The following is a 12,746-nucleotide window of genomic DNA, read 5'->3' as shown; positions in this document are numbered from 1 at the left end:
CTTAGGCCTATTTTTGCAATATCAAATAAAATAACAATGAAAACAACATACGTTTTAATACTTACTTTTTTGTCATTCGGCGTTTCAATTCAAGCACAAGAATTAATACCTATATCCAAAAACGAAATCTTGGTTAAAGTATCCGAAAACAACTCAAGTATTAAGATTTCAGAAGAAGAATTCAAACAAGCCAGAGCAGATTACAGACAAACCAATGCGGTGTTTTTGCCAAATATCACCCTAAGTCATACAGCCATGGCCACTACAAACCCGTTAATGGCCTTTGGTTCTAAATTGAATCAGGAGATTTTAACGCAAAGCGATTTTAATCCTGCTTTATTGAATAACCCTTCGCAGATTGAAAACTACGCAACAAAATTGGAAATTCAGCAACCTTTAATCAATTTAGATGGTATGTATCAACGTAAAGCGGCCAAATCAAAAATGGAAGCCATGTCTTTAAAAACCGAACGTACACAGGATTATTTAGCGTTTGAAGTTGACAAAGCATATATGCAATTACAATTGGCATACAAAGCCGTTATTGTTTTAGAAAAAGCCTTGGATGCTGCCAATGCCAATAAAAAATTAGCAGAAAACAGCTTTAAACAAGGCTATCTGCAACGAGCAGATGTTTTAAATGTTGAAGTGCGGGTAACCGAAGTTCAAAACCAATTACAAACGGCAAAGAGTAATGTGCAAAACGCATCCAATTATTTGTCGTTTTTAATGAATGATGAAACCTACGTTATTTACAAACCGTCAGACGAATTGAAAGTAGCCACATTTACAATGGAAGACCAAAGCGTTTCAGAAAACCGATCGGATATTAAAGCCATGAAATTGGCAAGTAAGGCTTTTGAAGCTATGAACAAAGCAGATAAAATGGCTTTTTTACCAACATTGAATGCCTTTGGTAGTTACGAGTTGTACGACGATCAAATCTTTCAAGACGATGCCAACGGGTATTTATTTGGCGCGCAATTGAGCTGGAATATTTTTCAGGGCTCCAAACGTTTTGGTAAAGCACAAAAAAGTAAAGCTGAATTGGAACAATCCAAACTAGAATACCAACAATACGTATCGCAAAGTAATTTAGAGTTGAACAAAGCAAAACGCGCTTTTATAGATGCTGAAAATAAATTGAAATTAAACAAGTTGGCTTTGGAACAATCGGAAGAATCCTTAAGAATACGCACCAACAGATTTAAAGAGGGATTAGAAAAAACATCCGATTTGTTAATGGCGGAAACCCAATACGCACAAAAACAATTAGAATATTATCAAACCATATTTGAATACAATTATTCTCAAGCGTATTTACAATTTTTAACCATAGAATAAAAAGATAAACAAGACAATAGAATCAAGATCGGTTTTCTAAAGTTTCTTAATTATAAAAATGTCACACTGAGCGCAGTCGAAGTGTCTTAAATAAAAAAATAATAACGATGAAAAAAACATATACAATCCTAACATTTTCTGTAGCGCTATTATTAGCGAGTTGTGGTAACGAAGACAAAAAATCAGTTGCGGATAATGCACCAGCAATTACGGTAAAAACAAATCAAGTAGAAACGAATAGCAATAGTCCATTTTTATCTGTAAGCGGAAAAATACAAGCAGTCAATAGTGCAGATTTAAGCACCAGAATTATGGGTTATGTTAACAAAGTTCATGTTAATGTTGGCGATAAAGTACGTAAAGGACAATTATTGGTATCTATCAACAACAGTGATTTACAAGCTAAGAGAGCACAAGTAAGGGCAGGAATTGCCGAGGCAACAGTAGCTTTTGATAATGCACAAAAAGATTATAACCGTTTCAAGAATTTGTTTGCAGACAATAGTGCATCGCAAAAAGAAATGGATGATATGACTGCCAATTTTGAAATGGCAAAAGCACGATTGGAATCGGCAAAGCAAATGAAAAACGAAATCAACGCACAATTTGCTTACAGCAATATTACAGCACCTTTTAGCGGGACCGTAACCAGCAGAAACACAGAAGCTGGTAATATGGCAAATCCTGGCGTGCCTTTAATTAGTATAGAAACACCTGGGAATTTTGAAGTGATGGCCATGGCACCGGAAACTGAAATTACAGACATTAAAACAGGGACTTCGGTTGATGTTTTAGTAAAATCAATCAATCAAACCTTAAAAGGAAAAGTTACCGAAGTGAGTACATCAGCTAAAAACACCGGCGGACAATATTTGGTAAAAATAGATTTAGAGCAAACAGATGCCAATATTTTGTCTGGCATGTTTACAACGGTTCAGTTTCATGTGGAACGTAAAGCAAAATCTGAAATGATTTTAATTCCTACGGAAGCCATTGTAACCAACGGACAATTATCGGGAGTTTACACCGTAAGCCAAAGCAATACAGCTTTGTTGCGCTGGTTGCGTTTGGGTAGAACTTATGGAGACCACGTGGAAGTATTATCGGGTTTAAATACGGATGAAGCTTACATTGTTTCGGCTGAAGGGAAGCTTTACAATGGAGCTAAGGTTAGTCTTCAGTAGGCAGTCTTCAGTTGGCAGTCACAGTCGCAGTATTCAATATCCTGCGAGGTTTCAAAAACCCTGTAGGTATTAAAAAAATAAATTAAACAAGATGTATCGCGTTAAGGATAGTAGTGGAAATCCTTTTTTTGCTGCCATATATGGCAAAAAAAGATTGTAGCGAATAGCCTGTTAAAACGCCCAAAAATAAAAAATAAGGATTTCCACCTTCGTGGAAATGGATAAAAATAATAAGAATAATGAAAGAAGGTATCGCAGGAAAAATTGCCAAAATCTTTATGCAATCGAAGTTAACCGTGTTGTTAATGATTGTGTTTATGGTTGTTGGCGTTTATAGTTCGTTTTTAATTCCGCGTGAAGAAGAGCCACAAATTGATGTGCCCATGGCAGACATTTTTGTGGGTTATCCGGGAGCAAGTCCTACGGAAGTGGAATCGCGCGTGATTAAGCCATTAGAGCAATTAATATCCAATATCAAAGGTGTGGAATACGTGTATTCTACGTCGATGAAAGAGCAAGGCATGGTGATTGTGCAGTTTTATGTTGGCGAAGATATTGAGCGCTCGTTTGTGAAATTATACAACGAAATTAACAAACACATGGACCAAATGCCTCAAGGCGTTACGTTTCCGTTGGTGAAAACACGTGCCATTGACGATGTGCCCATGTTGGGCTTGACTTTGTGGAGTGAAAATTATGACGATTTTCAATTAAGCCAAATGGCACAGGAGTTGGAAGCCGAAATTAAAAAGGTGAACGATGTTGCGATTACGCATAAAACTGGAGGTCGCGAACGTCAATTACGAGTGGTTTTAGATAAAGATAAATTGGCGGCAAGCGGATTGGATTTCTTGTCGGTTTCCGAAATGATTAAGGCGAATAACAGCCAATTAAGCGCTGGAAGCTTTGTTAAGAACGATACCGAGTTCCTTATAAACACCGGAAAGTTTTTAGAGTCTGTTACCGATGTTGAAAATTTGGTAGTTGGCGTGCAACAGAATCAGCCCATTTATTTAAAACAAGTTGCTAAAATTATTGACGGACCAGAAGTGCCACAAAATTATGTGAGCTTAGGTTTTGGCAAAGGAAGTGTAAAGTCGGCGGATTATAAATCGGAATATCCGGCAGTCACCATTTCAGTTGCCAAACGAAAAGGTGCCGATGCCATGAAAATTGCGGAAGTGATTATCGACAAGGTAGAACATTTACGCAGCACTTTAATTCCGGATGATGTTCATGTTGAAATCACAAGAAACTATGGGGAAACGGCTTCGCAGAAAGTATCCGAATTGTTGTTGCACCTTATAGGTTCCATCATTGCGGTTACTATTGTGGTGATGTTGGCCATGGGTTGGCGCGGTGGATTGGTGGTGTTTTTATCCGTTCCAATTACGTTTGCTTTAACCTTGTTGAGCTACTACTTGATGGATTATACCTTAAATCGAATCACGTTGTTTGCTTTGGTTTTCGTAACAGGAATCGTTGTTGATGACTCCATCATTATTGCCGAAAATATGCACAGGCATTTCAAAATGAAACGCTTGCCATTTAAGCAGGCAGCCTTATATGCCATTAACGAAGTGGGCAACCCAACCATTTTGGCTACATTTACGGTAATTGCTTCGGTTTTACCAATGGCTTTTGTTTCAGGATTAATGGGACCTTATATGGCACCCATGCCCATTGGAGCTTCAATCGCGATGATTTTATCACTATTTGTGGCTTTGACCATTACACCGTATTTGGGTTTAATTTTCTTGAGGGAAAAGGACAAAAAAGAAGCAAAAAAGAAAGCAGAAAAACCTTTAGAGGACACTTTAATCTATAGAATTTATAACAAATTAGAACGACCACTTTTAGAAAGTAAGACAAAACGTTATGTGTTTTTAGCGGGAACCTTTGTACTCTTAATGGGCACAATGGCCTTGTTTTTCACCAATTCGGTAGCTGTAAAAATGCTGCCGTTTGATAACAAAAATGAATTTCAAGTGGTTATTGACATGCCAGAAGGCACAACCTTAGAGCGCACTGGAGTTGTAGCCAAGGAAATTGCACAATATTTAGCAACACGACCAGAAGTGGTAAATTACCAAAACTATGTGGGCACCTCTGCGCCCATTACCTTCAACGGATTGGTGCGTCATTACGATTTGCGTGGGGGAAGCAATATGGCTGATATTCAAGTGAACTTAATTGGTAAAGGAGAACGTTCAGCGCAAAGTCACGATATCGCTAAATTATTGCGTCCAGATATTCAAAAGATTGCTGCCAAATACAATGCAAATGTAAAATTAGTAGAAGTGCCACCGGGACCTCCTGTTTTATCTACGATTGTAGCTGAAGTTTACGGGCCTGATTACGACGAGCAAATTAGAATTGCCGATAACATCCAAGATATTTTAAGAAATACAGATGATGTGGTTGATATCGATTGGATGGTTGAAGACGACCAAACCGAGTATCAGTTCGAAATCAATAAAGAAAAAGCGATGCTGTATGGTGTTGCACCACAACAGATTGCCTATACGATGAATATGGCATTATCAAACAGGGCCATAACCAATTTGTATGATGAGGATGCTGTGAGTCAAATTGGATTGATTTTGGCTTTAGACGAAAAGGAAAAATCAACCATTTCTGATATTTCACAATTGAAAGTGAAATCGAATCAAGGCCGTATGATTCCCATTGCAGATTTGGTAACCATTAGTGAAACTACAGCAGCAAAAAGCATTTATCGTAAAAACCAGAAACGCGTGGTTTATGTGATGGCAGATATGGCTGGAGAGTTGGAAAGTCCTGCATACGCTATTTTGGGTATGGAAGAAAAGTTGAAAGACATTCCGTTACCACCAGGCTACGCGCTTAACGAAATGTATTTAGGTCAGCCAGATTATGAAGATAATTATACCGTAAAATGGGATGGTGAATGGCAAATTACGCTGGAAGTTTTTAGGGATTTAGGCATCGCCTTTTTAGGTGCAATCATCTTGATTTACATCTTAATTGTTGGTTGGTTCCAAAACTTTAAAGCACCAATAGTGATGATGGTTGCCATACCGTTATCCTTAATCGGAATTATTTTAGGACACTGGATTATGGGCGCATTCTTTACAGCAACATCGTTCATCGGCATGATTGCCTTAGCAGGAATTATGGTTCGAAATTCGGTATTACTAATCGACTTTATCAATTTAAGAACTGCCGATGGTGTACCATTAAAACAAGCGGCCATTGAGGCCGGAGCTGTGAGAACAACACCTATTTTATTAACGGCTGGTACAGTTGTTATAGGTGCTTTCGTGATTCTGTTTGATCCCATTTTTCAAGGCTTAGCCATTTCGTTAATGGGAGGTACTATTGTTTCAACGGTGTTAACGCTGTTGGTTGTGCCGTTGGTTTATTATATGATAGAAAAGAAGAATTATAAGTAATCATTTTCTCGGTTTAGATTACCTGCAAGGTTTTGAAAACCTTGTAGGTTATAAAAAACTAAAAATCTACAGGAAATAAAAAATAGAAATAATGAAATTAGTCATAGTTACAGCAGTCGAGGAATTTCAAAAAGAGGTTTTGAAACTCTTCAAAAAAGCGAATATTCATAGCTTTAGTAGTTCCGATATTGATGGATACAAAAATGGTTCATCCGTTATGATGGCTTCAAGTTGGTTTCCTAGCGAAAAGTTTGGAAATGAATCCCGTTTATTCTTCTCGTTTACAGAAGACGAAAACATTGATACCTTATTCCAATTAATACAAGAATTTAATTCGAATGTAGAAACCAATAATGCGGTGAGAGCGGTTGTGGTTCCTATTGAAAAATTTATATAAAGTAAAAGTTTAATCCTAAAAAATTAATTAAAATGTTAAATACATATTTTAGAGTTATTGTAGGTACAATGGTATTATTAAGTGTAATACTCACCTTTTATGTCAATCAAAACTGGATGTGGTTTACGGTATTTATTGGCGTGAATTTAATTCAGTCGGCCTTCACCAAATGGTGTTTGTTGGAAACTATTCTTATGAAATTAGGGATTAAAAAAGGTCCTGCAAGTTGTGCCGTGCCAAATTCGAAAGAAAGTTAATCTTTGTTTTTTTAGAAACCATAAATTAATAAGACCTAACAGGTTTCAAAAATCTGTTAGGTCTTAAAAAACATCATCTCTGTTTGATAATCAGGTTTGATTTTACAATATTGGCTTCTGCAATTAATAACATTACCCGCCCAATAAACTAAATGCGCCTTTGGTTAAAAATTGTGTGTTTTCAGTAAAACCATCTGTATTTTCTATGTTTGAAAAACCATCATAACTTTCTTTAACCTCAACTTTTTCCTGACTAAAATAGTAGGTGTCGGCTTCTTTTTTGTGCAATACCAAAACATAAAATGCGCCATCGACCTCAATAACAGCCTCGCTTGGTAACGCTTTCGCGGAAGTCGATTCCGTCACTATGGCGGCTTCCACAAACATGCCCGTTAAAAAGGTATTATCCGCTTCATTTTCAATATGTGCATGCACTTTAATCGTTCTGTTTTCTTGAATGCTGGTGCCCACTAAATAAACACTTGCTTTGAATGGCTCTGTTGAAATCTCAGGGATTTTAAAGTCGATGTGCTGCCCTTTTTTTACTTTCATAATGTCTTTTTCAAAAACCGAAAGCTCCAAATGGATATGCTTGTTATCAATAATTTCCAAAATCTCGGTTGCTGGCGAAACATAAGCGCCCTTTGTAACATTCATCTTGGTTATACTGCCAGAAACTGGGGCATAAATATTTACAACCGAACTGATTATGCCCACACGAACTTTTGATGGTGAAATGTTTAGCATCCGCAATTGCTTATCTAATCCCATGTGTGTAGCCACAGCTGTTTTGTAATCACTCTCTGCTTTAAGAAAACTTTTTTGAGACGTGATATTTTCAGCTTTCATGGTTAGCTGTCTGTCGTATTCCGCCTTTAAATAAGTGAGCTGCTCATTAATTTCCATATACTGTTGTTGTAAAGCAACAAACTCCGGATTTTCTATGCTGACCAATACTTCTCCTTTGCGCACTTTATCGCCTATTAGCCATGGCGTTGTTTTAATATAGCCGCCCATAGTGGCGCTTACAACTGCCCTATTTGCAGGTGGAACATCAATCATTCCGTTTACGTTCACAACTGTTGGAAACGGCTTGTCTTCAAGATTGCCCAAGGTCATTTTACTTTGTTCAAATTGTGCTTTCGTCACTTCAACGGTTTCATTTTTCATGACATTGTTTTCAGACTCCATTTCTGATTGTTCACTGTTTTTTTGTCCACAATTAAATAGACCAAAAACCAAGCTTATCATGAGTATTTTATATGTGCTGTGTTTCATTACAATTTATTTATAAGGTTAGATAATTTATGGCAATAACGGTTTGATTGTACGCATTGAGCTTGTCCAAGTAACTCAATTTTATATCGTAAGCACTTTCCAAACTTTGGATGTATTGATAAAAATCGATTTCACCGTTTTTAAAACTACTATGCGCTGTTTTTAAAATTTCTTCTGAAAGAGTTTCGCCTTCATTTTCATAATAATACAAGGCGTCTTGAAGTTGGGTTAAAGCTAACTTAAGCGCATTGAATTTTGAATTAAGCTGAATTTCATACTCATTAGATTCAGATATTGCAACATCTTCAGCAATTTTAGCCGCTTTAATTCGAGATGCCTGTCCACCAAAAAACACGGGTATTTTAACACCCAATTGATATCCGTAAAGATTTCCGTTTAATTCTGAATTTGTGCCCTGAAAATAATTAAGACTGATGTCGGGCAGTAATTTTTGGTTTTCAAAACGGCGTTCGGCTTGAAACAACAGGGTTCTGTTTTGGTAATATGCCAATTCTTCACTTTCGTTAATATCTAAAAAATCCATGGGCATTTTAAGCGAAGGTTCACTGGCAATTACAATAGCCTCATCAACCTGAACAACTTTTAATAGATTGGCATAAGCGGACATAACATCTTTTTGTGCTTGTGTATAGTTTAGATTGATTTGTTTTTGCTTGGAGGCTGCCGTAATTTTTTCCAAATAATTGGTTTCGCCCAACTCGAACCGTCGTCCTGCAATTTCGGAAAAATTAGTGTATAGGCTGTCCAGTCTTTTAAAAACCCGTTCTTTTTCCCGCGCGATTTGATACTCGTAATAAGCAGCAGTTACTTTACGTTTTATGCTTTTTTCTTGAATATTATATTGGCTGGATGCTATATTATATCGCGCTTGATTCACTTTCTTTTCAGAAAAATAAACCGTTGGAAATTTGAAGTCTTGTTGAATTCCAAAAATCTGTAAGGGCTCGTTGTTTGCTGCCAAATTATTTTCATCAAATTCATAATAAACCTGAGTTTTATCGAAACTAAAAGCCGAATTTATTAAGGCGTTAAATTGTTCCGTTTGAAGTCGGTTTGCCTTTAATCCTTCATTATTCTCAATGGCCAAAGGCATTAATTCTTTTAATGTTTTAGGTGCTTGCTGCGCCATTGCAGGCATTGAAAACAATAAGGCCATAACACCCAAACCTACTACATTGCTTTTGTTGGCCCCATTTTTCTTTTCTTGTGGTGTATTGAGATACGCATATAACACGGGCAACACGATTAAAGTCAACAATGTAGCCGTTATTAAACCGCCTATAACAACCGTTGCCAACGGACGCTGTACTTCGGCGCCTACGTTGGTTGAAATTGCCATAGGTAAAAAGCCCAAGGCTGCTGCAGATGCTGTTAACAATACCGCGCGCAACCTGTCTTTGGTACCTTGTTTTATTAAAGCTTCCATATTTTCAAATCCTTGGTGTTTAAGTTCTTTAAAATGTTCTATCAAAACAATGCCATTAAGTACGGCAATGCCAAAAAGCGCGATAAAACCAACGCCTGCCGATATGCTAAATGGCATGTCTCGAATCCATAATAACAACACGCCTCCAACCGCTGCAAGCGGAATGGCCGAGTAAATCATTAAGGCTTCCTTAACCGATTTAAAGGCAAAATACAATAACAGAAATATTAAGATGAGTGCCACAGGTACGGCAACCATTAATCGGGATTTGGCACTTTGTAAATTCTCGAACTGACCGCCGTAAGTAATCGAATAACCCGCAGGTAATTTTATGTTTTCGTTTATTAAGGCTCGCACATCGTCTGCTACAGATTGTAAATCGCGGTTCCGAACGTTTATACCAACAACTATTCGGCGTCGGGTGTCATCGCGAGAAATTTGTGCAGCGCCTTTTTTATAACTTATGGTTGCCAATTCGCTTAACGGGATTTTTCCACCGGAAGGTAAATCGACATACAGGTTTTTTAAATTATCAATATCCTTGCGTTTTTCTTTCTCTAATCTCACGACCAAATCAAAACGTCTTTCACCTTCAAAAACACTTCCAGCAGATTTTCCTGCAAATCCCATGGAAATCATATCATTCAACTCCTGAATATTGAGTCCGTATCTGGCAATTTTAGAACGGTTGTATTCCACGCTCATTTCTGGCAATCCTGCGATTTTCTCAACAGAAATATCTGCAGCTCCGGGAACGTTTTGTATCAAAGCACCAATAGCGCTTCCTTTTTTTGCCAAAATCTCTAAATCGTCGCCAAAAATCTTAATGGCAATATCTGCCCGTACGCCTGTGATAAGCTCGTTAAAACGCATTTCTATGGGTTGGGTAAATTCTACTTCCATGCCGGGAATAACGGCCAAGGCTTCTTTAAACTTGTCTGCCAATTCATCTTTAGATGTTGCCGTGGTCCATTCGCCTTTGGGATTTAGTATAATAATCACATCGCTTTCCTCCATAGACATAGGGTCTGTAGGCACCTCGGCAGCGCCAATACGGGTAACGACCTGCTTAACTTCAGGAAACCCTAAAAGTATCTTTTCAATTTCAGTTGTAATTTCTACGGTGTTACTTAATGAGGTTCCTGTTTTTAACACGGGTTGAATTACAAAATCGCCTTCATCTAAGGTTGGTACAAATTCGCCACCCATGGTTGCATATAAATATATAGACATAGCCAAAAGCGCAACGGCTATACCCAGCACCAGTTTTTTACTTTGCAATGCCCAATGAATAACGGGCTCGTACATTTTATTTAGCCATTTCATCAACCTTACGGATATGTTTTTGTCCGTAGCATTCGATGGTTTTAAAAACATGGATGCCACAACGGGAACATACGTAAAACATAGAATCATGGCGCCAATAAGCGCAAAACTAAATGTTAATGCCATGGGTTTGAACATCTTCCCTTCTACCCCGCTTAACGATAAAATTGGGATGAATACAATAAGAATAATGAGCTGACCGAAGATGGCCGACCTCATCATTTTTGAAGCTCCAGAAAACGTTATTTTATCCTTTAACACTTGTCGGTCTGCTTTTGCCAAAGCATTAATTCCAACTTTCTGTTTGGTGATTTTAAAAGCAATAAACTCTACGATGATTACGGCGCCATCGATTATTATTCCGAAATCTATGGCTCCCAAACTCATCAAATTCGCATCAACGCCAAATAGGTACATTAAGGACAATGCAAAAAGCAAACACAATGGAATAACCGAAGCTACAACCAGTCCGGAACGTAGATTGCCCAACAGCAATACCACGACAAAAACAACAATTAAACAGCCCAAAATCAGGTTTTCGGTTACCGTATAAGTTGTTTTTGCAATCAGTTCGCTTCTATCAAGAAAGGCATTAATGTATACCCCTTCCGGTAAAGATTTTGAGATTTCGGCAACACGTTCTTTTACGGCTTCAATTACTTTTTTGGAGTTGGCATCTTTAAGCATCATAACTTGCCCCAATACCTTTTCACCTTCGCCATTACCGGTAATCGCCCCAAATCGGGTGGCACTCCCAAAACCTACTTTTGCCACATCCTTTATGTAAATAGGATTCCCATCTTTGTTATTTACAACAATATTGTTAATATCATCTAACGATGAGATAAGCCCTTCGCCACGAATAAAAAAGGCCTGATTTACTTTTTCAATATAACCACCGCCAGAAACACTATTATTAGTTTGTAAAGCCGTAAAAACTTCGCGCGCCGTAATATTCATCGCGTTTAGTTTTTCGGTATTGATGGCAACTTCGTATTGTTTTAAAAATCCGCCCCAAGTGTTCACTTCAACCACACCCGGAATTCCAGATAATTGGCGTTTTACAATCCAATCTTGAATGGTTCTTAAATCTTCGGCATCATATTGGTCCTTAAATTCGGGTTTTACATCAAGAATGTACTGATAGATTTCTCCCAATCCCGTGGTAATAGGTCCCATTTCGGGGGTTCCAAAACCTTCGGGGATTTTCTCGGAAGCCGATATTATTTTTTCGGCAATAAGTTGCCTGGGCAAAAAGGTGCCCATATCGTCTTCAAAAACGATGGTGACTACCGATAGCCCGAATCTTGAAATAGAGCGAATCTCGACAACACCCGGCAAATTGGCCATTTCCAGCTCGACGGGATAGGTAATAAACTGCTCCATATCTTCCGTAGAAAGGTTACGGGAAGTTGTAATAACCTGCACCTGATTATTGGTTACATCGGGTACGGCACCAATGGGGATTTGCGATAAGGAGTATATCCCAAAACCTACGATAAAAGAGGTAAATAGGAGAACAATAAACTTGTTTTTTATACTGAAATTAATGATTTGTGAAAGCATACTTTTTTATAAAATAATCAAAATGAACAGTTACAGGTCGGGGGAATTGACTTGCAACAAAAAATAAAAAGGCCTGTGATTATTTATACCAACTGTGGTGGCTGAAAAAGTCCGTCTACGTGAAGTGAAGAGGAAGTTGCTTGATAGTAAAAATGATGTGTTTTAAACTCAGAAAACTCGGGTGTTTTCAATACTTGAATATAGGTGTTTAATACAAAATCCGTTATTGAAGCTATGTGGGTTTGATGCTGAAAAGGCAATTGCTCATGATCTTCATTTCCATCATGCTGCTCTTTTTCATGGTCTTTTTTTTGCTCTCCGTAATGTTTTGAGATAAACACAAAAACGTTATCTCCGTATTGTTCATTATGGAATTTCGCATGCTCAATAAATTCATCTATCTGAGCAATATCATTAATATGAAACCCAAAACTTTGCATCAGGATAACAAAAGACAACGATATGGATATTAGCTTACTCACTTTTGTAAAGATAATGGTTTTTGAAAAATTC

General features: G+C 37.7%; 8 protein-coding genes. 5 read left to right on the top strand and 3 right to left on the bottom strand.

Annotation, left to right across the window (positions count from 1 at the left end; translation table 11 throughout):
* Positions 1-36 precede the first annotated feature (36 nt).
* The 5 genes from RNZ47_RS16100 (at position 37) to RNZ47_RS16080 (ending at position 6,616) form a co-directional block, all read left to right on the top strand.
* A complete protein-coding gene (locus tag RNZ47_RS16100) occupies positions 37-1,344 on the top strand; it encodes a TolC family protein (protein ID WP_311942882.1) in 1,308 nt (435 codons plus the stop codon).
* A 107-nt stretch (positions 1,345-1,451) separates the two neighbouring features.
* A complete protein-coding gene (locus tag RNZ47_RS16095; protein ID WP_311942878.1) occupies positions 1,452-2,528 on the top strand; it encodes an efflux RND transporter periplasmic adaptor subunit in 1,077 nt (358 codons plus the stop codon).
* 239 nt (positions 2,529-2,767) lie between these two features.
* Complete coding sequence (locus RNZ47_RS16090; RefSeq protein WP_311942872.1) at positions 2,768-5,962, top strand: efflux RND transporter permease subunit; 3,195 nt, start codon at positions 2,768-2,770, stop codon at positions 5,960-5,962.
* Positions 5,963-6,053: 91 nt separating this feature from the next.
* On the top strand, positions 6,054-6,359 hold the full coding sequence (locus tag RNZ47_RS16085) for a hypothetical protein (protein WP_311942869.1): 306 nt from the start codon (positions 6,054-6,056) through the stop codon (positions 6,357-6,359).
* 32 nt (positions 6,360-6,391) lie between these two features.
* On the top strand, positions 6,392-6,616 hold the full coding sequence (locus RNZ47_RS16080; protein WP_311942865.1) for a YgaP family membrane protein: 225 nt from the start codon (positions 6,392-6,394) through the stop codon (positions 6,614-6,616).
* A gap of 132 nt (positions 6,617-6,748) precedes the next feature.
* On the opposite strand, the gene RNZ47_RS16075 is transcribed toward RNZ47_RS16080, so the two are convergent.
* The 3 genes from RNZ47_RS16075 to RNZ47_RS16065 form a co-directional block, all read right to left on the bottom strand.
* Positions 6,749-7,894, bottom strand: a complete 1,146-nt coding sequence (locus RNZ47_RS16075) for an efflux RND transporter periplasmic adaptor subunit (RefSeq protein WP_311942859.1) — start codon at positions 7,892-7,894, stop codon at positions 6,749-6,751.
* A 10-nt stretch (positions 7,895-7,904) separates the two neighbouring features.
* Complete coding sequence (locus tag RNZ47_RS16070; protein WP_311942853.1) at positions 7,905-12,233, bottom strand: CusA/CzcA family heavy metal efflux RND transporter; 4,329 nt, start codon at positions 12,231-12,233, stop codon at positions 7,905-7,907.
* Between the two features lie 83 nt (positions 12,234-12,316).
* Positions 12,317-12,715 (bottom strand): hypothetical protein, encoded by a 399-nt coding sequence (locus tag RNZ47_RS16065; RefSeq protein WP_311942847.1) that lies wholly within the window; start codon positions 12,713-12,715, stop codon positions 12,317-12,319.
* Positions 12,716-12,746 lie beyond the last annotated feature (31 nt).

The organism is Hwangdonia seohaensis, assembly GCF_031932625.1.
GTDB lineage: Bacteria > Bacteroidota > Bacteroidia > Flavobacteriales > Flavobacteriaceae > Hwangdonia > Hwangdonia seohaensis.
This window is presented reverse-complemented; position numbering and strand designations above follow the sequence as displayed.